This window comes from Citrobacter sp. Cf116, assembly GCF_030336505.1.
GTDB classification, from domain to species: Bacteria; Pseudomonadota; Gammaproteobacteria; order Enterobacterales; family Enterobacteriaceae; genus Citrobacter; species Citrobacter freundii.
Genome location: NZ_JAOWEQ010000040.1, coordinates 492,943 through 516,705 on the forward strand (window position 1 = coordinate 492,943; position 23,763 = coordinate 516,705).

Consider the following 23,763-nt stretch of genomic DNA (forward strand, 5'->3'; position numbering starts at 1 on the left):
ATTGCAGGTGAGTCTTACTTTTTTATGCTACTGTCGTGCGAATCAGATAATCAAACGAACTCAACGAGGCCTTCGCGCCTTCACCGGTCGCGATGATAATCTGTTTATACGGTACGGTGGTGCAGTCACCGGCAGCGAAAACACCTTTCACGCTGGTTTCGCACTTGGCATCGATGATGATTTCACCCATGCGATTACGTTCAACGGCGCCTTCCAGCCAGTTGGTGTTCGGCAGCAGACCAATCTGCACAAAGATACCGGCCAGTTCCACATTGTGAACATCCCCGCTCACGCGGTCACGATACTCCAGGCCAGTGACCTTGCTGCCATCGCCTTTCACTTCTGTCGTTTGCGCGTTCAGAATGATGTCGACATTTTTCAGGCTGCGAAGCTTATTCTGCAGCACCTGGTCTGCCTTCATTTCAGGAGCAAACTCCAGCAGCGTCACATGTTCAACAATACCTGCCAGGTCGATAGCCGCTTCAACGCCGGAGTTACCGCCGCCAATTACCGCAACACGCTTACCTTTAAACAGCGGACCATCACAGTGCGGGCAATAGGTTACACCTTTGGTGCGATACTGATCTTCGCCCGGAACGTTCATGTTGCGCCATTTCGCGCCGGTGGCGATGATAATGCTACGTGCTTTCAGCACCGCGCCGGAGGCTGTTTCAATCTGATGCAAACCGCCTTCCTGCGCTGCCGGGATCAGTTTGCTTGCGCTCTGGCTGTCGATCACATCGACATCATAATCATCAACGTGTGCTTTCAGCGCACCTGCCAGTTTCTGACCTTCAGTTTTCGGTACTGAGATGTAGTTTTCAATATCAACGGTATCAAGAACCTGACCGCCAAAACGTTCGCCCATCAGACCGGTGCGAATGCCTTTACGTGCAGAGTACACCGCTGCCGCCGCCCCCGCAGGACCAGAACCGACAATCAACACGTCATAAGCATCGCGCTTATTCAGTTCTTCAGCCGCACGTTTTTCTGCGCCGGTATCCACTTTCGCCACGATCTCAGTCAGCGTCATACGACCCTGGCCGAACTCTTTGCCGTTCATAAATACCGCCGGAACGCCCATCACGTTACGATCGGTGATTTCGTTCTGGAATGTACCGCCGTCAATCGCCGTATGTTTGATACGTGGGTTCAGTACCGACATCAGGTTCAACGCCTGCACCACGTCCGGGCAGTTGTGGCAGGAGAGCGAATAATAGGTTTCAAATTCAAAATCACCGTCGAGATCGCGGATCTGCTCCAGCAACGCCTGCGCCTCTTTTGACGGATGACCGCCGGTCCACAGCAGAGCCAGCACCAGAGAGGTAAACTCATGACCCAGCGGAGAACCGGCAAAACGCGGTCCCTGGTGAGAACCGGGATTGGTAATCAGGAACGATGGCTTACGCACCGCCAGAGTATTGTCTTCTTTAAAGGTGACTTTTTCTGACAGTTCAGCAATTTCAGTCAGCAGTTCCTTGATTTCTGCCGATTTAGCGCTGTCATCCAGCGTAGCAATCAGCTCAACAGGTTTGGTCAGTTTCTCAAGATAAGCCCTGAGCTGGGTTTTCATATTTGTGTCGAGCATTCTTCTTCCCTCTCTGAAAACATCATCATGCAAGCCGATTTTGCGGGACTGCATTAATGCAACTTGCGTCATGGTGCTGGAATAAAACAGGCGCAGATTTGCGCCTGTGGAATGCCGGATGCACTACGTTTATCCGGCCTACAAATAATGCGACTTAAATCTTACCAACCAGGTCCAGAGATGGAGCTAAGGTTGCTTCACCTTCTTTCCATTTCGCCGGGCAAACTTCACCTGGGTGAGAAGCGACATACTGTGCAGCTTTAATTTTACGCAGCAGGTCAGATGCATCACGGCCGATACCTTCAGCAGTAACTTCGATTGCCTGGATGATACCCTGCGGGTCAACAACGAAGGTTGCGCGGTCAGCCAGACCTTCATCTTCACGCATGTTGTCGAAGTTACGGGTCAGGGCGCCAGTCGGGTCGCCGATCATCGCGTATTTGATTTTCGCGATGGTCTCAGAGCTGCTGTGCCATGCTTTGTGGGTGAAGTGGGTGTCAGTAGATACGGAATACACATCTACGCCCAGTTTCTGCAGTTCTTCGTAATGGTCTGCAACGTCACCCAGTTCGGTCGGGCATACGAAAGTAAAGTCAGCCGGGTAGAAGAAGAAGACGCTCCAGCGACCTTCGGTATCTTTCTCGGTTACTTCGATGAACTCACCGTTTTTGAACGCCTGGTTTTTGAAAGGTTTAATTTTGGTATTAATCAAAGACATCTGTACTTCCTCCGTGTTTTCGTTGAGAGATAAGTTAACGAAAATCTCTTAGCAGGGCTAATGCGTTTCCTTTATCAAATCAATAAGCGTTAACTAACAACTTACTCAATCGAACCTAAAAGACAAAAGTAAAAAAGGCCCCCTATGCAGGGAGCCTCATTACCCGAGCTACCCGCAGGTAACGTCAGTGCCAGCAGGGCTGGCTATGTGTTGCGCTCTACATTACCTTAACAAAGGTCGTAACAGCGATGGGGATTACATCACCCAACTCAAGAAAGGGCAATCGACGGACCGTCGATCTTACCTATGGCTGCGATAGGTTTTGCAATTAAGCCCCCTTTCCTGCTGATTTTATAAGGAAAATCAATGTTTAAACGTACCTTACTTTTAACCCTGCTCCCTGCCGTGGTGCATGCCGAAGAACTGCCTGCTCCCGTTAAAGCTATTGAGAAACAGGGCATTACCATCCTGAAGCCTTTCGATGCACCGGGTGGAATGAAAGGCTATCTGGGAAAATACCAGGACATGGGGGTCACTATCTATGTCACGCCTGACGGTAAACATGCCATCTCCGGCTACATGTATAATGAAAAAGGCGAAAACCTCAGTAATGCGCTCATAGAAAAAGAGATCTATGCCCCTGCCGGACGTGAGATGTGGCAGCGAATGGAAAAAGCGTCGTGGATTCTGGACGGGAAAAAAGAGGCACCGGTTATTGTGTACGTGTTTGCCGATCCCTTCTGTCCCTATTGTAAACAGTTCTGGCAGCAGGCGCGTCCGTGGGTAGAATCCGGTAAAGTTCAGTTGCGTACATTATTGGTTGGCGTAATTAAACCTGAAAGTCCGGCCACCGCCGCTGCAATTCTGGCAGCCAAAGATCCGGCCAAAACCTGGCATGACTATGAGGCATCCGGCGGGAAAATGAAGCTGGAAATCCCGGTTTCGGTCCCTGCAGAGAAAATGAAGTTACTGAATATCAACCAAAAGTTGATGGATGATTTGGGGGCCAATGTAACGCCGGCTATCTATTACATGAGTAAAGACGATACGTTACAACAGGAAGTAGGCTTACCGGATAAAGAAAAATTAAACATTATCATGGGAAATAAATAAAAGTAACAAGATGAGTGATTGTTATCGTTCTCATATCAATCACTCATTTAAATTAACTTTCCTGCTGAAAATTACGCAACTTGTGCTATTTTAGCTAAAGTTAATTATTCATTAAGCACACAAACATAAATTTCAAGAATAACTACCCTTTAAACTATTCCACAATTGAATTTTTCAATACATTACCATCACAGGAAGGTACGCATGGCTAACCTCTATGACCTCAAAAAGTTCGATCTCAACCTGTTGATTATATTTGAATGCATATATCAACATTTGAGCATCAGTAAAGCGGCGGAAACACTGTATATTACGCCCTCTGCTGTCAGTCAGTCATTGCAGAGACTACGTACACAGTTTAATGACCCGCTGTTTATTCGCTCAGGTAAAGGAATCACCCCAACGACGGCTGGAATTAACCTACATCAGCATCTTGAGAAAAATCTCAACAGCCTGGAGCAGACAATCAACATTATGCATAACTCCAGCCTGAAGAAAAAATTTATTATTTACTGCCCACAACTAACAACAACTATTAATATCGCGGAAGTTATTCATTTTCTCAGAGAAGACTCACATGTCGAAATTGAGCACCATGACATACTCATCACTGCTGAAAGTGCGGAAAACCTGTTGGCTTACAGAAAGGCAGATTTAGTCATTACTACCGCTCCAGTGAGTAATCGCTCGATCATATGCTCGCCATTTAAAACCATCGAAACAGTATTAGTCTGTAACAAAAACCACCCCAGAATTAATGAGAAAACCACGTTTGAAAATATATTAAAAGAACAGTTTACGCAGCTTCTTTCTGAAGACCCGGGCATTAAAGAATATAGGCAACAAACCAAATTCTTTCTGGAAAATCGTGACATTGGTTTCCGTAGCGACTCATTAATAACGATTGCTAACATCATTTCAAATACAGATATCATTGGTTTACTACCAACAGCAATTTATGAGCAATATGCCGGCACATTTAATTTAAAAGAAATTAACACCGAGTTCCCACCACCTAAAATAAATTTATTTTTGATGTATAACAGAGCGTCACTCAACAATACTGGGTTTGACGATTTCATTAAAAAAATAGACGGCAAGCACAGCCTAAAAACTAACAAGTAGACCTTTATCAATTCATTTTGAATTTGTATGAATGAATGCGATTCAAAATAATTATGAATACATTAAAAAAGTTGCACCCAATAAAAATTAGCATATCTTATTGTCAGCATTTGTTATTATTTTGAATAATAATTCTGATATGAGTTCAATATGTCTATTTATAAAATCCCGCTTGGTCAAAACGTGCTGGAAGCCGCTCTGGAGCGCATAACCTGGACACTTGAAACCCTACCTCGTGTTTGTGTCTCCTTTTCCGGCGGGAAGGATTCAGGGCTAATGCTACATCTGACAGCCATGCTTGCACGCCAACTGCATAAAAAAATAAATGTGTTGTTTATCGATTGGGAAGCACAATTCTCCTGCACTATCGACTATGTAGGAGCTCTACGTGAACATTATGCCGATGTCATCGAACAATTTTATTGGGTGGCCTTACCGCTCACTACCCAAAATTCACTGTCACAATTTCAACCCGAATGGCAGTGTTGGGAGCCGGGTACACAATGGGTTCGCCAGCCGCCCGCAGATGCCATAACCGATCCTGAATATTTCTCCTTCTATCAACCCGGCATGACTTTTGAACAATTTGTTCGTGAGTTCGCTGACTGGTTTTCAGAGAAACGTCCAGCCGCGATGATGGTGGGCATCCGCGCCGATGAGTCATATAACCGCTTTGTTGCCATTGCCAACTCGCAAAAACAGCGCTTTGCCGATGATAAACCCTGGACTACAAGCGCCCCCGGCGGACACACCTGGTATATTTATCCTCTCTATGACTGGAAAACCGCCGATATATGGACCTGGTTTGCAAAAACCAGAATGCCGTGTAATCCATTATACAATCTAATGTATCAGGCTGGTGTTCCCACGCGCTACATGCGTATTTGTGAGCCCTTTGGCCCAGAACAGCGTCAGGGATTATGGCTATATCATGTCATTGAACCCGAGCGCTGGGCGGCTATGTGCACCCGCGTCAGCGGTGTTAAAAGCGGGGGTATTTATGCCGGTCATGACAACCATTTTTACGGTCATCGGAAAATACTTAAACCAGAACATTTAAGCTGGCAGGAATATGCCATGCTGCTATTGAACAGCATGCCGGAGACTACCGCAGAGCATTACCGCAATAAAATCGCCGTCTATTTGCAGTGGTATAAGAAAAAAGGCATGGATAATATCCCGCAAACTCAAGAAGGCGATATTGGTTCGAAAGATATCCCTTCATGGCGACGTATCTGCAAAGTCCTGTTGAATAATGACTACTGGTGTCGGGCACTTTCATTCAGTCCAACGAAACCCAAAAACTACCAACGCTATAACGAACGTATGAAAACAAAACGCCAGGAATGGGGAATCTTATGCAACACCGACTAACTCAGGAACTCCTCGGCTTTCTTTCTGGCCTGTCAGAAGAAGAACGAATTGAAGCCATCAATGAATTCAGACGGGCGATACACAGCGTCAGTCCCTTTCGCGAGGAACCCGTAGATTGCGTACTTTGGGTTAAAAATGATCACATTTCACCCAATGACTACAACCCCAATAACGTTGCGCCGCCGGAGAAAAAGCTGCTGCTGAAGTCCCTTGAAGCAGACGGGTTTACACAGCCCATTGTGGTGGTTCACTCAACGGCAGAGGAATACGAAATTGTCGATGGTTTCCACCGCCACGAGTTAGGTAAAGCCAAAGCCTCACTGAGGCCCAGGCTTAAAGGATATCTGCCGGTTGCCTGTTTAGAACGAGAACGCCATGAGCGTATGGCGGCGACCATTCGCCACAACCGCGCCCGTGGGCGTCATCAAATCCACGCCATGTCCGAGATTGTCCGCGAGCTATCGCAACTGGGATGGAGTGAAGAAAGAATTGGCAAGGATCTCGGCATGGACAACGACGAGGTGTTACGCCTGAAGCAAATCAACGGTCTGCAAGAGTTGTTCGCCGACCGTCGATTCTCCAAAGCCTGGACGGTGAAATAGCTACAGCGACACCAGACGTTCAGCTGCTGTTAACAGCGTCGATTCTTGCTTGGCAAAACAGAGACGAATCAGTTTATGCGGGAAAGGATCGGCGCAGAACACCGACAGCGGTATCGCCGCAACGCCCACTTCAGTGGTCAGCCACTGGCAAAATTCCACGTCGTTAAGCGTGGAAACGGCGCTGTAATCGACCAGCAGAAAATACGTGCCTTCACACGGCAGAATTTCCAGTCGGCTGTCACGCAGCGCGTTCACCAAAACGTCGCGTTTTTTCTGATAAAACGCAGGCAGCTCGCGATAGTGTGCAGGATCTTCTCGTAGCATATCCGCCAGGGCCAACTGAGCCGGCGTGTTGACGGAAAACGTCAGATACTGGTGTACCTTGCGCAACTCAGCGCTAATGGCGGCTGGCGCAACGCAGTAGCCAATCTTCCAGCCGGTCATATGATAGGTCTTACCAAACGATGAAACAGCAACAGCGCGTTCCCGCAGGTCTGAATGTGCCAGCACACTGGCATGCCCTTGCCTGGCGAAACAGATATGCTCATAAACTTCGTCGCTGATGACAAAAATCTCGCGTTCTTTAATTGCTTGCCACAGCGCGTCAAAATCGACGTGATGCCACACGGTGGCAGAAGGATTATGTGGCGTGTTCAGGATAACCAATCGGGTACGGTCGCTGAGTAAGGCACTAAAAGCCTGCCAGTCGACGCGAAAAGACGGTGGTTGCAGTGCGATACGTTTAACCACCCCGCCGGATAATTCAACCGCAGGCGCATAGCTGTCGTAGCTCGGGTCAAAACAAATCACCTCATCACCTGGGCGCACCAGCGCAGTGATCGCGGCATACAGCGCTTCTGTGGCCCCCGCCGTGATGGTCACTTCACTATCCGCGTCAGGTTTGTAACCGTACAGGTCTGCCGTTTTATCCGCGATGGCTTCGCGTAGCGCCTGCACGCCCGTCATCGGTGCATACTGGTTTGCACCGTGTGCGACGTGATACGCCAGGCGCTCCTGCAAAAAGAGCGGACCGTCAAAATCAGGAAATCCCTGCGAGAGATTAATGGCCTGATGATGCTGCGCCAGCGCACTCATTTGCGTGAAGATAGTAGTGCCCAGGTTAGGCAGTTTGCTTTGCGGAATCAGCGGGTTATTACTCATTATTGTTATCCCAGCGTGTGATGTTGTGGTTGAAGCCACTATAACACGATGCTAGTATTTGGCAATCAAGACGTTCAGACGTCTATATAAAAATAACCTGCCTGGACAGGACAGCCAAAGGACAACACAACATGAGTAATACCGAGATTCGCGTCGTCACCGGCCCGGCCAACTATTTTTCCCATCCCGGCAGCCTGTCGAGACTCAACGACTTTTTCACTGCCGACCAACTTTCACGCGCCGTGTGGGTTTATGGTGAGCGCGCTATCGATGCGGCCCGCCCTTATCTGCCAGAGACATTTCATCTCGCCGAGGCTAAGCGCCTGCTGTTTACGGGACATTGCAGCGAAACCGATGTTGCTCAACTGGCAAAAGAGTCGGGAGAGAATCGCAGCGTGGTGATTGGCGTGGGCGGAGGAACATTGCTCGACACCGCTAAAGCGTTGGCCCGTCGTCTGGATCTGCCGTTTGTCGGTATTCCTACGATTGCGTCGACCTGCGCTGCCTGGACGCCGCTCTCCGTCTGGTATAACGATGCAGGCCAGGCGCTGCATTTTGAAATTTTCCCTGATGCCAATTTCCTCGTTCTGGTCGAACCCGAGATCGTTCTCAATGCGCCAGAGGAATATCTACTGGCGGGGATCGGCGACACGCTGGCGAAGTGGTACGAGGCCGTCGTGCTTGCGCCTCAGCCGGAAAACCTGCCATTAACTGTTCGTCTGGGTATCGATGCCGCGCAGACGATCCGCGACGTCCTGCTGGAAAGCAGCGAGCAGGCGCTGACAGACAAACAACAAGGCTCGTTAAGCCGCGCGTTTTGCGATGTAGTGGATGCGATTATTGCCGGAGGCGGCATGGTTGGTGGTCTGGGCGAGCGCTACACCCGCGTGGCGGCGGCACATTCTGTTCACAATGGCCTGACCGTCCTCCCACAAACAGAGAAGTTTTTACATGGCACTAAAGTGGCGTACGGCATCCTGGTGCAGAGTGCGTTGTTGGGACAAGATGCCGTGCTGGCGCAGTTAATTACCGCCTATCAGCGCTTCAACCTGCCAACCCGATTAGCTCAACTGGACGTGGACATCAATAATCGCGCAGAAATCGACAAAGTGATTACCCACACCCTGCGCCCGGTGGAGTCCATTCACGCCCTGCCGGTAACGTTAACGCCGGAGATACTGCGCGCAGCATTCGAAAAGGTAGAGTCGTTTACGGTATGATTAGTGTATGGGATGCCTGATAGCGGCTTCGCCTTATCAGGCCTACGACGACTAATTATAACGGCAAATGCGATGTTGTAGGCCGGATAAGCGTCAGCGCCATCCGGCAAAAAATCAACAGCACTTCGCGCCGCCTTTCCCCCCATATCGCGCATCCTGGCGCTCGCGGAAAAATTCTTCGTAGGTCATTGGCGTTTGGTCCGGATGCGTGACGCGCATATGTTCAACATAGTTGTCGTAATCCGGCACACCTATCATTAATCGGGCGGTTTGACCTAAATACTTCCCGGCTTTGGCGAGTGTTTCAAACATAGTGATTCCCTGTCGTACAAACGCCCTCCCCGTTCAGGAGAGGGCTCATTGGTTAAGAGAATATTAGTGCGCGCCTTTCGCCTGCGCCACGATCTCTTCGACATTCTCAGGCATCGGCTCGTACGGCGTCTCTTTCGAAGTTGGTTTGTCCTCTTTCAATGCTGCCAGCGCAGTTTTGATGGAGAACAGACCCAGCACCACAACGACTACCATGAAGAAGATGGTGAGACCCGCATCCAGGCGGTTGTTAAACACCAGCTGCGTCAGCTGCGACTGGGTGTACTGCGCCGGAATGTTACCACTGTCGATCATCGCCTGGAATTTGTTGGCGATAGCCAGGAAGCCGATTTTTGCATCCGGGCTAAACGCTTTCTGCCAGCCAGCGGTCAGGGTACAAATCAGCAGCCAGGCGGTTGGGACCAGTGCCACCCACGCGTAACGCTGGCGTTTCATCTTGAACAGCACCACAGCACAGAGCATCAACGCCATACCGGCCAGCATCTGGTTAGCAATACCAAACAGCGGCCACAGGGTATTAATACCACCCAGAGGATCCACCACGCCCTGGTGTAAGAAGTAACCCCAGGCCAGCACGCACAGCGCCGTCGCCAGCAGGTTCGCAGGCAACGAATCGGTACGTTTCAGGCCCGGTGACACCACGCCCAGCAAGTCCTGCAGCATAAAGCGCGCAGCGCGTGTACCGGCATCAACCGCCGTCAAAATAAACAAAGCTTCAAACAGAATGGCGAAGTGATACCAGAACGCCACATCCATCATGCCACCCAGTGCGCCATGCAGAATGTACGCCATCCCGACGGCCAGCGTCGGCGCACCACCTGCGCGGGAGATAATGGATTGCTCACCCACTTCATTGGCGATTTGGTGCAGAGTATCTGGCGTAATAGCAAAGCCCCAACTACTGACTACCTGTGCCGCAGAAGCCACTACATCAACCGTGCCCGCAGGAGCCAGCACCGCCATCGGGCTGTTCATCGCAAAGTACACGCCCGGATCGATGATGCACGCGGAAACCAGCGCCATAATGGCGACAAAGGATTCCATCAGCATTCCACCGTAGCCGATAAAGCAAGCCTGCCCTTCATTCGCCAGCATCTTCGGCGTGGTTCCGGAGGAGATCAGCGCATGGAAGCCAGATACCGCACCACATGCAATGGTGATAAACAGGAACGGGAACAAGTTACCGGTCCAGACCGGGCCAGTACCGTCAACAAACTTGGTCAGAGCTGGCATGGTCAGCGTCGGACGCATGATCAGAATCCCTACCGCCAGACCAACAATGGTGCCGATTTTCAGGAAGGTAGAGAGGTAATCACGCGGGGCCAGCAGCAGCCACACCGGCAGCACGGCGGCGACAAAACCGTAGCCCACCAGCATCCAGGTCAGCTGTACGCCGGTAAAGTCAAAGTACGGTGCCCAGGTCGGGCTTTCCGCTACCCAGCCGCCGGAAATAATGGCAAACACCAGGAATACCAGACCGATGACCGACACTTCACCAATGCGGCCCGGGCGCAGATAGCGCAGGTAAATCCCCATAAAAATCGCCAGCGGGATAGTGAACGCTACGGTGTAAGTTCCCCACGGGCTGTGGGTCAGCGCTTTCACGACAATCATCGCCAGTACCGCGAGGATAATCACCATGATCATAAAACAGGCCACCAGCGCAATAACACCCGCCGTAGGGCCCATCTCTTCTTTCACCAGTTCGCCAAGGGAACGACCATCGCGACGGGTAGAAACAAACAACACCATGAAGTCCTGCACCGCCCCTGCCAGTACCACCCCGGCGAGCAGCCAGATCATACCCGGCAGATAGCCCATTTGCGCCGCCAGCACCGGTCCAACTAACGGACCCGCTCCGGCAATCGCCGCAAAATGGTGACCAAACAGTACTTTTTTATCGGTGGGAACATAATCCAGACCATCGTTATGACGCACGGCTGGCGTCATACGCGTCGGGTCCAGCGCCAGTACATTTTTCGCGATGTACAGGCCGTAGAAACGGTAAGCGATAAGGTAGACACAGACCGACGCCACGACTATCCACAACGCGTTGATCTGTTCACCACGATTTAACGCAATATATCCCAGGGCAAATGCTCCGATAACGGAGAGCAATGTCCAGAGGAGGTATTTCCCTGATTTATTCATAGTTGTTGTCCGTTTGCGTGATCCAGAAAGATGTTACATTTTGTTTCTATAACATCTTTCCTGATTTTAACAACCTGACAACCACATAAACCTGAGACATCACTGACTATTTACATTGCATTGTTAACTGGATCACCTTTGCTACAACTATAGCTGAAACAATTACGTTACTTATGCGGCTGGGCCAGCGTTTTGCTTGCTCAGGAGGCCAATTACAGAATTCATCATCAACATAGATACATTTACAGTAAATTATAATTATTTAGCATTTCATCACTCTGGCGATGCGCCCTTATTTTAAAACCATAAGTAGCAACATCCTTAATTATAAAACCATTAATAACCTTAGGATATTCTCATTTTTTATACATGGAGTGCTTTTATTAATCCTGATAAAAAAATCAGACATCAAAAGCTACCTTTAGCGATACCCCCTACCTATAATCCAATGCAGCATTAATTAAGTGAAATTACATAAAAATATCACCATCACCTTCTAACATATATTTAAAAAGCATACATAGAAACATCCAAAATCATTTTACGCAGAATGCTATTCATTAATAGCGGCATAATTTTATAAGGATATAAATAATGAATAAATGCTATCGCATTGTCTGGAATATCGCGCGAAACATGTTCATCGTCGTGTCAGAACGCTCTCGTGGCGATAACCGGGTACGAACCACCGTTGCCGGGGTGCTTTTATCAACCGTCGGCATCATGACCAGCGCCGCCCTTGCCGCAGATAAAGGCCCACAGAGCGGAGAAACCATCATCCTGAAAAATGGTGACACTATAACGTCATTATCAGGAGAGACGGGTATCGATAGCACCGTGACCGGTGGTCAAGGAGTGCAAATTGAGGGTAAGGCATCAATTAACGTTACGGGGGATAGCGGTTCAATCGGCGTTAAACTCGATAACGGTGTGATAAATGATTTAGGAAACGATACACAGATTAACGTAACCGATACCGGTTCAACCACTACAAGCTCAACAAATGGTGTTTACATTAATAAAGTAAATCCAGGTACCCGCATCGATGCCAACAACCTATAAATTAACGTTGCTAGTAACAACACCGCCTATGGTGTTTATATTCACGGTATGGATTCATCTCTCGACTTCGGGCAAGGAAGCAAAATCAACGTTGAATCCCAGAACGGAAATAGTACCGGTGTCTTTTTCTATGATGGCGGTAATACATTCACCATGGATGGTGGCTCCATTCATGTAACCTCCAACTCCGCCGGTAAAGCGACGGGTATCGATACCTCCAGGGCAGAGAAAACCACGCTCAATCTGGGAGACAACACCCACATAGAAATCAACAGTGGTACCGAGAGAGGCAGTGGTCTCTATTTCGGCAAAGATACAACGCTCAATGCGAACGGTCTGGTTATCGATGTCACAACGGCAGACTCAGCAAATACCGTGATGATTTATGGAATCCAGACAGGGTCAAACAACCATATTAATCTGGGTGAAGGCAGTAAGATAACGCTCTCCACTCCAGGTGGAACGGCCTATGGATTGACGTCAGGAAGGGGAAGTCAGATCGCTGCTAATAACCTGACGATCGATGTATCCACTACCTCTACAGAACACACAAGTGGCCGCGGCGCAGACATCTCAGGCAACATCGACTTTGGCCACGACTCGACCATAACCGTGGCAGGATTTTCCGAAGGATATGGTCTGTTTGTCGGAGATTATTCGGCGACAAAAAAAGAAGACGTCACTGCCGCAGCACATGCCGAAAACCTGACAATTGAAGTGACCGGCGGCAAAACCGAAGGTATCCGTATAGAGGGAGGTCTGGTAGATCTCGGTTCCGGCAGTTCCATCAGCGCCACCGGAACGGCATCAACTATTTACCTCACTGGCCGAGGATACGGGGAACTTGACGCGGATAACCTGACGGTAAAAACAGCGCAAGGAACAGCGATAACAGCCCAAAGTAGCATGTATGCCACCGTCGTTAATATTGGTGAAGGCAGTACGATCGACGGACGAAGCGACACCGCCAAAACGTACGGGCTGATAGCCAACACATCTTTTTCTGACCCATCAACGATCAATTTCAACGGTTCTCAGGATAATCGAAACACAATTTATGCCTCGGGAGGCTATGGCGCATCAGCACAATTTAGTGGTTCAACTATTAATATCTCCAATACCGACATCATTATGAACGGAGCCAATTCCTACGGGCTTTCGGCTATAGGCGATAACAGTTTTACCCGCGCAGGCATTATTAATGCCAGCAACATGAACATCGACATGACAGGAGCCAGCAACGCTTCTGGCGTTATGGTTCAACAGGGCGGCATCGTCAATCTGAGTGGTGACACAACGATTAAAACCAACGACGATGGAATCGCTATCTGGGTACCTAAAGTGTCGTCCGGCAGCAATATATTGCCCGGTGGCACCATCAACGGTACGGGAAAAATGACGATTATCGGCGACATCGTTAACAGCGGCTGGGGATATATCAATCTGACAATGGATGCGGGATCTTATTTTGAGGGCGCAACATCCATCAATCACGACTTTAACACCCGGGGCCTGGACTCTGAGCTTAGCCTTACGCTCGCCGATCAAGGCAAATGGCTCGTTACTAACAGTTCAACCCTGACATCGCTGGACAATGCGGGTACCGTAGAACTGGCAGCCGACAGCACATTACATGCTAATAGCCTGACGTTGCAGGAAAGTAGCATCCTGAATGTTGATCTTAGCGCAGCAGCCCTGGCCAGCGCCAATAGCGCACCATTGATTACCGGGGGTGAGATTGCGTTAGGCGGTGATTTACATATCAGTAATAGCGGCAACGCGCTGGATATCGGCACACTCACCTCTGACGCTCAATTACAAGACATTGAAACTATTACGTTGATTGATACAGACACTGCAATCACCGGAGATTTTGCCAGCTTATCAACGGATACTGACTCAATGCCGGATTACCTGTCAGTATTCGGACAAACCAGCGCCACAGATAACACCCAATACCAATTGGATGTTGGCCTGAGCTGGTATGCCGGACAGTCTGGCTCCGTCGCCACCCCTGCTCACGGCACATTCACCCTCGATGGCGGCAAGCAGTTTACTGTCAATAGCCAACTGGAAGACGTCGCATCAGACACGCGCAGCGGTTGGGATGGTAAGAGCCTGACCAAAAAAGGAGAAGGCACACTCACTCTGACGTCGAATAACACCTATAGCGGTACCACCGCCGTGCAGGAGGGGACGTTATGGCTAACAGAGACAGGCGTTATTGGTGCCGCAGGCAGTCAACAGTATGTCACCGTCGGGCAAGGTTCAACCTTAGGTGGCAATGGCACCGTTAACGGCAACGTGGACAACGCTGGAACATTACGCTTTGGCGATAATACTGCCGCCCAAAGCGGTTTTATCATAAACGGTAATGTCACCAACAAGGGCAATATCGCAAGCTCCGGGACGACGCCGGGCAATACATTGACTATTAACGGCAACTACACTGGCACTGGCGGTAACCTGACACTCAATACTTATTTAGGCGACGATAGCTCGCCGACCGATGAACTGATTGTAGCGGGTGACGTGGACGGTAAAACCACGCTGTACATCAACCAGGCTGGAGGGGAAGGCGCATTCACCGACCAGGGTATTGAAATTGTGAATGTTGGCGGTACATCAACAGATGATGCTTTCTCGCTGGGCAATCGGGTCCTGATTGGGCCGTACGAATATCGCTTATACGAAGATAATGAAAATTGGTATTTGCGCTCACAGGCGGAGACACCCGATGACGGGGGAGATATTACTCCTGTCGATCCTGACGACGATGGCAGTGACGTCACCCCTGTCGACCCCGACGACGGCGGCGGCGACGTAACCCCTGTCGACCCCGACGACGACGGCGGCGACGTAACCCCTGTCGACCCCGACGACGGCGGCAGCGACGTAACACCTGTCGACCCCGATGACGACGGCAGCGACGTAACCCCTGTCGACCCCGATGACGGCGGCAGCGACGTAACACCTGTCGACCCCGACGACAGCGGCAGCGACGGTAAACCATCAAATCCACAATACCGTGCCGATATCGGCGCTTATCTGGGGAATCAGTGGCTGGCTCGCGAGCTACAAATACAAACGCTTTTCGACCGTGAAGATAGCCAGTATCGTTCACATGAAGGCGACTTATGGCTACGTGTAAAAGGCGGAAACACGGACTCTACTGCTGCAGATGGAAATGTCGACATGGACAGCGATTACGTCCAGTTCCAACTTGGCGGGGATATCGCCACCTGGAACAACGGTCAGCAAAGTCTGACGCTGGGACTCATGGGAAGCTATATCAATGGCAGTACAGATAGCACAGGAAACCGCGGCGCAGATGGCAGCCAGTTTTCAGCCACCGGAGATATCGACGGCTACAATTTGGGCGTTTACGCAACCTGGTATGCTGATGCTATGCGTCATCGCGGCTGGTATGTCGACAGTTGGTATCAATATGGTTTCTACGATAATAGCGTTGAAAACGGTGATGCAGGAACAACACATTACGACTCAACCGCCAACACGCTCTCTCTGGAAAGCGGCTATCGATATACGATGGACTTCGCCAGTAACCAATCGTTAAGTCTGATACCGCAATTACAGGTTGTCTGGCAAAGCTACAAAGCGGACAGCGTGCAAGCACACAATACGCGTATTGACGGTCAAAATAGCGAAAACTGGACCACTCGCCTCGGTCTTCGCGTCGAGGGTTCGTCACCGACAACCAATGCGGTTCTTCAGCCATTCGCCGAAGTCAACTGGCTACATATGACCGATGATATGGCGGTATCCTTTGATAACTCAGCGGTAAACCTGGATCTTCCCACCGATCGCGCTGAAATAAAACTCGGGATCCAGGCCGCTATCAACAATCAATGGAACATTAGCGCGCAGGCAACAGGGCAGAAAGGAAACAACGATTTCAGCGATCTCAGTGGCAGCGTTAACCTGCACTATAGCTGGTAATCTACACAAAAACGCGTCTGGTATGCTCAGACGCGTTTTATCTTTTACCCCATCACCGCCGTGCCTAAACGGCAGGTGCAGCATCGTCGTCCCTGCTCATCAAAGATGACGATTTCCCAGCTTTGATTTTGACGCCCAAGATGCAACGGCTGACAAACGCCGCGTACTTTCCCCTGCGATACCGCCCGATGATGCGTGGCGTTTAGTTCCGTCCCCACCACACACTGCCCGTCACGCGTCATCAGATAACCCGCCATCGAACCTAACGTTTCCGCCAGGGCCGCCGACGCGCCGCCATGCAGCAGGCCAAACGGCTGATGCGTTCGGCTATCCACCGGCATTTCGGCTTCCAGCACATCATCACCCAGTCGGGTATAGACCATTCCCAGATGCGCCACCATCGTGTTCTGACTGGTGGCATTGAGTTCATCCAGCGTCAAATGACGTTTCCAGATCATCGTCATGCCCCCAGCGTGGAACCGCCGTCCACCACGATATCCTGTAATGTAATGTGGCTGGCCAGATCGGAAGCGAGGAATAAAATAGTGTTGGTGATCTCTTGCGGCCGGGCGATTTTCCCCAGCGGAATCCCAAGCTTAAACTGCTCGCCAAATCCACGAATGCGCTGTTGCTCCGCGTCATCGCTGACCCACAGCGTACGCTGCATGTCGGTATCGGTCGAACCCGGAGAAACCACGTTACAACGCACACCGCTGCCTGCCAGTTCAAGTCCGACGGTCAGCGCCAGGCTTTTCAACGCGGCCTTTGACGCACCGTAAGCACTCATGCCGATACGCGGCGTGTGCGCCGCATCCGACGCGACGGTCACGATCGCCCCGCCCTGCTGGCGACGAAACTGCGCCATCGTCTGCTGAAACAGATTGAACGCTCCGCCAACGTTAATCGCAAACGTCTGCTGCCACTCCTCAGCGCTTAGCGCATCGGTGGCACCCATACGCAAAATACCTGCGGCATTGACCAACACATCCAAACGCTCGCGCGCTTTGAGGACGCGCTGGCACACCTCAGCTACCTGTCCGGCATTCGCCACATCCAGCACTTCGGTCGTAAACGGGTAGTTATCCTGAGGAAATTCGCGATCGAATCCAGTCACCTCAGCACCTGCATTCGCAAACGCCAGCGCCGTGGTGTAGCCAATCCCTTTTCCCGCCCCGGTTACCCAGACTGTTTTCCCGGCAAAATCAAATCCGGCCATTACTTCACCTCGCGGGAGAGCAGCGCCCACCATGCGTCAATGGTCGGTTTTTTCGCCAACATCACGAAATCAATGTCACCATGAACCTTACGCCAGCGCGCCGCCAGCGCCATCATGCGCACGGAATCCAGCCCATAGTCGATCAGGTTTTCGTCATCCATCGGCTCTTCGGACTCATCCAGCAGCGGCAGAATAACGCTGCGCAACGCATCTTTACTGGCCGGAACCGGCGTCGGTAATAATTCCTGGGTCATAACCACACGCCCGGAACGTCCCGCCACGTATTTCAGCGACATCAAGTGTTCATCACGGCTAAAGTCCGCCAGCGCATCGGCAACCATAAACGGCTTGATGTCACGCATGAAAGCGTCCGTTGCGGTGGTCATACAGCCAATATGCGCATACACCCCGGTGATGATCAGTTGATTACGCCCGGTTTCCTTGAGCATCTGTTCCAGCGGGGAGCGATGAAATGCGCTATAACGCCATTTCACCAGAATGGTATCCGCTTCATCCGGCGCCAGCGCCTCAACGATCTTTTGTTGTTCCGGCGAACGCGTCAGGCCCGGTCCCCACATATCATTGAGCAGAGCGCGGTCTTCATCACTCTGCTCTTTCGGTTGAGCGGTGTAATACACCGGAATATTATGCTCTTTGCAGTACTGGCGCAGCGCGGCGATGTTCGCGACGACCAGCTCCATCATCGGACAGTTATCGCCCCAAAAGCCGATAAAATAATCCTGCATGTCGTGGATCAGCAGCGCGGCGCGTTCAGGGTCAAATGCCCAGTCGACTTTGTTCACCGGAATATCGAGCGCCGTTGGTAGCGCATAAGCCTGCAGTTTAGGAATTGCCATTTCTATTTCTCCTTCAGGCCAGTGAACGTGATGCCAGCCACTGACGTAATTGTTTTTTATCTACCTTCCCCACTGGAGTCAGCGGTAATGACTCAACGCACTCAACACGATCGGGTAATTTGAATTCCGCCACACCCTGTTCGCGCAGAAAACGGCGCACCTGAACCGCGCGCAGCGGCTCTTTTACCACTAGCCAGGCACAGCTTTTCTCGCCCATCAGTTCGTCATCCATACTGACCAGCGCGGCATGGATAACCATTGGATGGCGCAGCAGCAGGTTTTCAATCTCTTCAGCAGCGATCTTCTCCCCGCCGCGGTTGATCTGATCCTTTTCGCGTCCCTGAACGGTGATGTAGCCATCCGGGTCGATAGCGATCAGATCGCCGGAACAGTAAAAGCCGTTGGCGTCAAAGGCGCTGGCATTATGCTCAGGGCTTTTGAAATAACCACGGAAGGTGTACGGACCACGGGTCATCAGGCGTCCAGTCTCTCCCTGAGCTAAGGGGTTGCCGTCAGCGTCTGCTACCCAGACTTCATCATCAGGACACATCGGGCGACCCTGGGTATTGATGATGCGCTCAGGACTGTCGTCCAGACGGGTGTAGTTCACCAGCCCTTCCGCCATGCCGAAGACCTGCTGCAACTGGCAGCCAATCTCAGCCGGAATACGCGCCGCAAGCGTGGCGGAAAGTCTCGCTCCACCGACCTGTAGCAGTTTCAGCGAAGCCAATTGCGCATTGCTGCCCCACTCCGCAATCGCCTGCAGCCACAGGCTCACCGCAGGTGGCACCAGCGCCGTGACGTTAACCTGATGCTGTTCAATCAGCGGGAAACACAGGGTAGCGCTCGGGTCGGCCGCCAGCACGACGGTTCCACCCGCAAGGAACACGCCCAGTGCGCCTGGCGAACTCATGGCGTAGTTATGCGCCGCCGGGATTGCGCATAAATAACGCGTTTCTCCGGTGAAGCGGCAAATCTCATTGCTGCGACGCACGCTGTAGTAGTAATCGTTATGAGTGCGAGGAATCAGCTTTGGCGTCCCGGTCGTCCCGCCGGAAAGCTGGAAGTACGCCACCTCATCAGCGGGCGACGGTGTAGCAGTAAAATCAGTCGCAGGTTGGCTTATCGCCGTTTGCAGATTGTGTTCACCTTCGTCGTTGTGCAGTTGCACCACGCGCACTGAATTGTGTTCGGCCACAAAAGCGTTTAGAAAATCGTCCCCGCTAAACAGCGTATGCTGGCGATCGGCAATCAGCAGCGCCGGTTCAATCTGTTTGGCATAGGCGTTGAGTTCGTTACGCTGATGGCTGAACAGGGCCAGCACCGGAGCTACGCCCAGCTTGAGTAACGCAAAGAAGGTGATATATAGCTCAGCCACATTGCCCAGTTGTACCAGCGCGGTTTCACCGGGTTTAATCCCTTGGCGACGCAAACTGCAGGCTAGATTGTCAGCGGCATGATTCAGCTGGCGATAGCTCAGATGGCGTTCACCATCAATAACCGCCGTATGGTCGCTGTCGGCGTGACGGGTCAGAATGTCGGTCAGCGGCAAATCCTGCCAGTAACCTTTTTCACGATACCTGCGGGCAAACTCTTCCGGCCAGCGGGTGAATGGAATACTCATTATTGCTCCTTAAAACCAGTCCATAAGGCTCTTAATGCAGTCCAAAAACATTCAACATCGTGGAGAGCTTGGCCCCCGTTTCACGCCATTCCGCAACCGGGGAAGAGGCTGGAACAATTCCTGCTCCGGCAAAGAAACGCACCTGATTGCGCAACAGCTTCGCACAGCGGATCGTCACCACCCACTCACCGTTACCTTCGGCATCACACCAGCCGACAATACCGCCGAACAGTTCGCGATCGAACGGCTCCAGCTCGGCGATAAGCTTGCGCGCAACCTGATGTGGGAAGCCACTCAGCGCAGGCGTCGGGTGCAACAGGCACGCCAGCGTCAGGGCGTTTTCCTGCGCGTTGGCTTTACCTTCAAACGGCGTGCCGAGGTGCCAGAGCGTTGGCGTAGTAACCAGTTGCGGAGAAGAAGGCAGTTGCAGTTCACGGCTGCGATCGCGCAATACCGTTTTCATCGCTTGCGTCACCAGTTCGTGCTCATGGCGGTCCTTCTCAGATGCCAGCAGGCGGATCCCTGCTTCGCGATCCAGCACATCATCAGGCTGACGACGTGCAGAGCCCGCCAGCGGCAGAGAACTGAAACGCTCGCCTTCTTTGCGCAGAAGCAATTCCGGGCTGGCACCAATCAATACGCCGCCGTCTTCAATCGGCACATGGAAGTTGTAGCTCGCTGGATTTTGCGCCACCAGACGCTCCAGCAGCGCACCACTGTCAATGTTGGCATCGGTGGTGATATCGATCAGGCGTGACAACACCACTTTGTCGACTTCCGGAGTAGACGTCAGCGCAGCCGCCCGGGCGACCATATCTTCAAAAAAGTCCTGTTCCGGGATCGATTTACGTTCCACGACGTTCAGCGACTGATGCGCGGTAAAGTAACGTGATGATTGCTGCTTCTCCGTACGAGAAAAGCTCTGCCACGATTGGGGAATAAACAGCGATGATGGCTGGCGGGTATCAAAGGGAATAGCCCCGACCATGACAGGGTTCGCGATACCCTGTGATTTGGCATCAGCAAACAGTGCGTTCATTTTTTGTTGGAAAGGGCTGTCTGGCGAATCGCCATCAATTGCCGGTTCCGCATAGCGGGCGAAGCATCCTGACGTCGTAAAACTACGGTACGGCGACATAAAGAAAAAACTGTCGGGAGCGAGCGTCGGCATAGTCTGCGTTTTTTCCTCGGCCAGTGACGTATCCATATCATCCTCCAAAAATGATAAAGGCTCTAATAATGATTATCATTTATATTTTCGGTCGCTAACCTAAAAGTAAAGCGGCGGTATGTCAACTCTTGTGGTAGCACAATGTGCGACTTTGGCTTGCATCCTTGCTCGCTAACAATGAAAATGAGAAGCATTACTTATACTGATAACAGGAAGCTGATTCGTGAGTCTCCCCTCTTTTTGCCGCACCGTGCTCTTACTGGCAGGTTTATCTCTTTCAGGAATTTCTTCAGGTCACGCCGCCGACTGGCCGCGTCAGGTTACTGACAGCCGCGGCACGCATACGCTGGAGCATAAACCGCAGCGAATTGTCTCCACCAGCGTGACCCTCACCGGTTCGCTGCTGGCGATTGATGCCCCGGTCATCGCCAGCGGTGCCACTACGCCGAACAATCGCATCGGCGATGCGCAGGGCTTTTTACGCCAGTGGAGCGAAGTGGCAAAAGAACGCAAACTGAGCCGCCTGTATATCGGCGAACCGAGCGCTGAGGCCGTCGCAGCTCAAATGCCGGATTTGATTCTGGTAAGCGCCACCGGGGGCGATTCTGCCCTCGCGCTGTACGATCAGCTGTCCACCATTGCGCCAACGCTCATCATTAATTACGACGATAAAAGCTGGCAGTCGCTGCTGACCCAGTTAGGTGAAATTACCGGTCAGGAGCAACAGGCTGCTGCGCGTATTGCCGAGTTTGATAAGCAACTACAGGCAGTTAAGCAACGTATTACTCTGCCACCACAGCCGGTCAGCGCGCTGGTATATACCGCCGCGGCGCACAGCGCCAACCTGTGGACGCCTGAGTCAGCGCAAGGCAAGCTGATGGAGCAGTTAGGGTTCACGCTGGCAACGCTGCCTGCCAACTTGCATACCAGCCAGAGTCAGGGCAAACGCCACGATATCATCCAGCTTGGCGGTGAGAACCTGGCGGCAGGCCTGAACGGCGAAGCGCTGTTCCTGTTTGCTGGCGACAGCAAAGATGCCGAGGCTATTTACGCTAATCCGCTTCTGGCGCATCTGCCAGCCGTGCAAAATAAACGTGTTTACGCCCTGGGTACGGAAACCTTCCGTCTCGACTACTACAGCGCAATGCTGCTGCTGCAACGTCTGTCGGCTCTGTTTTAATTGCCAGCGCCGGATGCGGCTAACGCCTTATCCGGCCTACAATCCGTAGAGCACAACGCGATCAGACATTTACGGGGACTTGCCGGAATCGGCGCACTTCTCCCAACAACAGCAGCAGTAAAAGACCGACAATCACCAGCCCAAACCCACTCACGCTTGCCGAAGCAACCGGCGTCATCATCGCGCCCAGACCACCTAACAACGCCGCGCCAATCGCATCGCCGGTGACGTTCTGTGCGGTCCACAAACCATTAATTCGCCCGAGCATCGCTTCCGGCGTCTGCGTCTGTAACAGGGTGTACTGCAACAACGAACTGACCGCACTTAGCCAGCCAAACAGCGCCAGGCAAATAACCCCAAGCTGCCAAATGGGCATCAAGCCAAACAGACCGATAGCCAGAAATGAAGCCACGGTCGATGCCAGCATAATCAGTCCCGGACGAAGACTGTGCGCCAGTTGTCCGCTGGTCAATGCACCCACGGCTGCCCCCAGCGGAATAGCCGCATACAGCAGGCCAATTTGCGCACTCGACATGTGCCAGTTAATCGCCAACGCCGGATACAGCACGCGCACGGCGCTCGCCATGGTTAACAGACCACCGAGCAGTGCAATACCGCCAATCAGTGGGCTGGCAAGCAGAAAGCGGAATGCTGCCAGCAGCGATTTCAGCGGATGCTCACGCGGCTGCGGCGGAGGCGGCAACGCGGGAAGACTCAGCAACGGTAGTAAGGTAATGAAGGTCCCCGCCGCCGCCAGTCCGTAGTTCCAGGCCACGCCGCCGGTCGCGAGCAACACCCCGCCAAGCATCGGCGAAATTACCGATCCCAGACGCACCGTCAGCATGGTAATCGCCCCGGCCTGCATCAGATTCTCCCGCCCGACCAGCGCTGGCGTCGCTGCCAGCAAAGCAGTCACACCCAGCGAAGCAAAGAAACCGTCCCATAAGCCAAGCAGATAAATTGCCAGTAACGACGGTTCGGGAAGTAACGCATTCAAACACAGGCCAATAAAGCCAATGCCACAGGTACCACGCGCCAGCAGGATCACTTTTTTACGCTCATAGCGGTCGGCCAGCACACCGCCCACCATCAGGCCAATAAACATTGCACTGCCGGTCAGCGTCACCGACAAACCGACCTGCCAGGTCGACTGGGTCATCATCTGGATTTGTACCGGAACCGCTACGCCGAGTAGCCCCAGAGAGACAATGGAAATAAAACGGGCGAGGAAGACTGCACGAAATGCAGGGTGGGTCTTTAACAGGCTGAGATTGAGCAGCCATGATTGTCGATTCATTACAGAGCCTTACC

At 51.8% G+C, this 23,763-nt stretch carries 19 protein-coding genes; 8 read left to right on the forward strand and 11 right to left on the reverse strand.

Annotated elements, in window-relative coordinates:
- Window positions 1-22 precede the first annotated feature (22 nt).
- Window positions 23-1,588: an alkyl hydroperoxide reductase subunit F gene (ahpF, locus tag OGV74_RS19125; RefSeq protein ID WP_003835619.1), complete on the reverse strand. Its 1,566-nt coding sequence runs from the start codon at window positions 1,586-1,588 to the stop codon at window positions 23-25.
- Between the two features lie 154 nt (window positions 1,589-1,742).
- Entirely contained in the window at window positions 1,743-2,306 is a 564-nt protein-coding gene (gene ahpC / locus OGV74_RS19130; RefSeq protein ID WP_002894394.1) for an alkyl hydroperoxide reductase subunit C, read from the reverse strand.
- A gap of 366 nt (window positions 2,307-2,672) precedes the next feature.
- On the opposite strand from ahpC, the gene dsbG reads away from it, so the two are divergent.
- The 4 genes from dsbG to OGV74_RS19150 all read left to right on the forward strand — a co-directional run bounded on the left by dsbG (window position 2,673) and on the right by OGV74_RS19150 (window position 6,520).
- Complete coding sequence (dsbG, locus tag OGV74_RS19135) at window positions 2,673-3,419, forward strand: thiol:disulfide interchange protein DsbG (protein ID WP_061548062.1); 747 nt, start codon at window positions 2,673-2,675, stop codon at window positions 3,417-3,419.
- A 204-nt stretch (window positions 3,420-3,623) separates the two neighbouring features.
- Window positions 3,624-4,544, forward strand: coding sequence for a DNA-binding transcriptional repressor CitR (gene citR / locus OGV74_RS19140; RefSeq protein ID WP_086503818.1), 921 nt, complete (start codon window positions 3,624-3,626; stop codon window positions 4,542-4,544).
- Window positions 4,545-4,694: 150 nt separating this feature from the next.
- A complete protein-coding gene (locus tag OGV74_RS19145; protein ID WP_032948783.1) occupies window positions 4,695-5,918 on the forward strand; it encodes a phosphoadenosine phosphosulfate reductase in 1,224 nt (407 codons plus the stop codon).
- A complete protein-coding gene (locus OGV74_RS19150; protein ID WP_003022071.1) occupies window positions 5,903-6,520 on the forward strand; it encodes an IbrB-like domain-containing protein in 618 nt (205 codons plus the stop codon). Before OGV74_RS19145 ends, OGV74_RS19150 begins: the two co-directional genes overlap by 16 nt.
- On the opposite strand, the gene OGV74_RS19155 is transcribed toward OGV74_RS19150, so the two are convergent.
- A complete protein-coding gene (locus tag OGV74_RS19155) occupies window positions 6,521-7,681 on the reverse strand; it encodes a pyridoxal phosphate-dependent aminotransferase (protein ID WP_086503817.1) in 1,161 nt (386 codons plus the stop codon).
- Window positions 7,682-7,812: 131 nt separating this feature from the next.
- On the opposite strand from OGV74_RS19155, the gene OGV74_RS19160 reads away from it, so the two are divergent.
- Window positions 7,813-8,901, forward strand: coding sequence for an oxidoreductase (locus OGV74_RS19160; RefSeq protein WP_032948779.1), 1,089 nt, complete (start codon window positions 7,813-7,815; stop codon window positions 8,899-8,901).
- Window positions 8,902-9,015: 114 nt separating this feature from the next.
- Here the strand turns inward: OGV74_RS19160 and OGV74_RS19165 are convergent, their stop codons facing one another.
- Entirely contained in the window at window positions 9,016-9,213 is a 198-nt protein-coding gene (locus tag OGV74_RS19165) for a YbdD/YjiX family protein (protein ID WP_003022064.1), read from the reverse strand.
- Between the two features lie 63 nt (window positions 9,214-9,276).
- Complete coding sequence (gene cstA / locus OGV74_RS19170) at window positions 9,277-11,382, reverse strand: pyruvate/proton symporter CstA (protein ID WP_003022061.1); 2,106 nt, start codon at window positions 11,380-11,382, stop codon at window positions 9,277-9,279.
- A gap of 594 nt (window positions 11,383-11,976) precedes the next feature.
- Between cstA and OGV74_RS19175 the strand changes: the two genes are divergently transcribed.
- Together OGV74_RS19175 and OGV74_RS19180 are read left to right on the forward strand one after the other, a co-directional pair.
- Complete coding sequence (locus tag OGV74_RS19175; protein ID WP_234400761.1) at window positions 11,977-12,444, forward strand: ESPR domain-containing protein; 468 nt, start codon at window positions 11,977-11,979, stop codon at window positions 12,442-12,444.
- Window positions 12,445-12,492: 48 nt separating this feature from the next.
- Window positions 12,493-16,404 (forward strand): autotransporter outer membrane beta-barrel domain-containing protein, encoded by a 3,912-nt coding sequence (locus tag OGV74_RS19180; protein ID WP_286521380.1) that lies wholly within the window; start codon window positions 12,493-12,495, stop codon window positions 16,402-16,404.
- 44 nt (window positions 16,405-16,448) lie between these two features.
- Here the strand turns inward: OGV74_RS19180 and entH are convergent, their stop codons facing one another.
- The 5 genes from entH to entC are packed head-to-tail and all read right to left on the reverse strand — an operon-like array spanning window position 16,449 to window position 21,308.
- Window positions 16,449-16,862, reverse strand: coding sequence for a proofreading thioesterase EntH (entH, locus tag OGV74_RS19185; RefSeq protein ID WP_003022055.1), 414 nt, complete (start codon window positions 16,860-16,862; stop codon window positions 16,449-16,451).
- Window positions 16,863-16,864: 2 nt separating this feature from the next.
- Window positions 16,865-17,620: a 2,3-dihydro-2,3-dihydroxybenzoate dehydrogenase EntA gene (gene entA, locus OGV74_RS19190; RefSeq protein ID WP_086503816.1), complete on the reverse strand. Its 756-nt coding sequence runs from the start codon at window positions 17,618-17,620 to the stop codon at window positions 16,865-16,867.
- Entirely contained in the window at window positions 17,620-18,477 is an 858-nt protein-coding gene (locus OGV74_RS19195) for an isochorismatase (protein WP_086503815.1), read from the reverse strand. Before OGV74_RS19195 ends, entA begins: the two co-directional genes overlap by 1 nt.
- 13 nt (window positions 18,478-18,490) lie before the next feature.
- Window positions 18,491-20,101 (reverse strand): (2,3-dihydroxybenzoyl)adenylate synthase EntE, encoded by a 1,611-nt coding sequence (gene entE / locus OGV74_RS19200; RefSeq protein ID WP_003022042.1) that lies wholly within the window; start codon window positions 20,099-20,101, stop codon window positions 18,491-18,493.
- 31 nt (window positions 20,102-20,132) lie between these two features.
- Window positions 20,133-21,308 carry an isochorismate synthase EntC gene (entC, locus tag OGV74_RS19205; RefSeq protein WP_003022040.1) on the reverse strand — a complete coding sequence of 392 codons (1,176 nt, stop codon included), beginning with the start codon at window positions 21,306-21,308 and terminating at the stop codon, window positions 20,133-20,135.
- Window positions 21,309-21,495: 187 nt separating this feature from the next.
- Here entC and fepB point away from each other — a divergent pair, with 187 nt between their 5' ends.
- Complete coding sequence (gene fepB, locus OGV74_RS19210; RefSeq protein WP_086503814.1) at window positions 21,496-22,452, forward strand: Fe2+-enterobactin ABC transporter substrate-binding protein; 957 nt, start codon at window positions 21,496-21,498, stop codon at window positions 22,450-22,452.
- A 61-nt stretch (window positions 22,453-22,513) separates the two neighbouring features.
- Here fepB and entS read toward each other — a convergent pair whose 3' ends face one another.
- Complete coding sequence (entS, locus tag OGV74_RS19215) at window positions 22,514-23,749, reverse strand: enterobactin transporter EntS (RefSeq protein WP_048233246.1); 1,236 nt, start codon at window positions 23,747-23,749, stop codon at window positions 22,514-22,516.
- Between the last annotated feature and the right edge of the window lie 14 nt (window positions 23,750-23,763).

Excerpts from the sequence above, each read along its gene's own strand:
- OGV74_RS19160 (WP_032948779.1), top strand. The coding sequence starts at position 7,813 with ATGAGTAATACCGAGATTCGCGTCGTCACCGGCCCGGCCAACTATTTT.
- entS (WP_048233246.1), bottom strand. The coding sequence starts at position 23,749 with ATGAATCGACAATCATGGCTGCTCAATCTCAGCCTGTTAAAGACCCAC.
- citR (WP_086503818.1), top strand. The coding sequence starts at position 3,624 with ATGGCTAACCTCTATGACCTCAAAAAGTTCGATCTCAACCTGTTGATT.
- OGV74_RS19155 (WP_086503817.1), bottom strand. The coding sequence starts at position 7,681 with ATGAGTAATAACCCGCTGATTCCGCAAAGCAAACTGCCTAACCTGGGC.
- OGV74_RS19180 (WP_286521380.1), top strand. The coding sequence starts at position 12,493 with ATGGATTCATCTCTCGACTTCGGGCAAGGAAGCAAAATCAACGTTGAA.
- entH (WP_003022055.1), bottom strand. The coding sequence starts at position 16,862 with ATGATCTGGAAACGTCATTTGACGCTGGATGAACTCAATGCCACCAGT.
- dsbG (WP_061548062.1), top strand. The coding sequence starts at position 2,673 with ATGTTTAAACGTACCTTACTTTTAACCCTGCTCCCTGCCGTGGTGCAT.
- entE (WP_003022042.1), bottom strand. The coding sequence starts at position 20,101 with ATGAGTATTCCATTCACCCGCTGGCCGGAAGAGTTTGCCCGCAGGTAT.
- ahpF (WP_003835619.1), bottom strand. The coding sequence starts at position 1,588 with ATGCTCGACACAAATATGAAAACCCAGCTCAGGGCTTATCTTGAGAAA.
- OGV74_RS19175 (WP_234400761.1), top strand. The coding sequence starts at position 11,977 with ATGAATAAATGCTATCGCATTGTCTGGAATATCGCGCGAAACATGTTC.
- OGV74_RS19145 (WP_032948783.1), top strand. The coding sequence starts at position 4,695 with ATGTCTATTTATAAAATCCCGCTTGGTCAAAACGTGCTGGAAGCCGCT.
- ahpC (WP_002894394.1), bottom strand. The coding sequence starts at position 2,306 with ATGTCTTTGATTAATACCAAAATTAAACCTTTCAAAAACCAGGCGTTC.
- OGV74_RS19165 (WP_003022064.1), bottom strand. The coding sequence starts at position 9,213 with ATGTTTGAAACACTCGCCAAAGCCGGGAAGTATTTAGGTCAAACCGCC.
- cstA (WP_003022061.1), bottom strand. The coding sequence starts at position 11,382 with ATGAATAAATCAGGGAAATACCTCCTCTGGACATTGCTCTCCGTTATC.
- entC (WP_003022040.1), bottom strand. The coding sequence starts at position 21,308 with ATGGATACGTCACTGGCCGAGGAAAAAACGCAGACTATGCCGACGCTC.
- OGV74_RS19150 (WP_003022071.1), top strand. The coding sequence starts at position 5,903 with ATGCAACACCGACTAACTCAGGAACTCCTCGGCTTTCTTTCTGGCCTG.
- OGV74_RS19195 (WP_086503815.1), bottom strand. The coding sequence starts at position 18,477 with ATGGCAATTCCTAAACTGCAGGCTTATGCGCTACCAACGGCGCTCGAT.
- entA (WP_086503816.1), bottom strand. The coding sequence starts at position 17,620 with ATGGCCGGATTTGATTTTGCCGGGAAAACAGTCTGGGTAACCGGGGCG.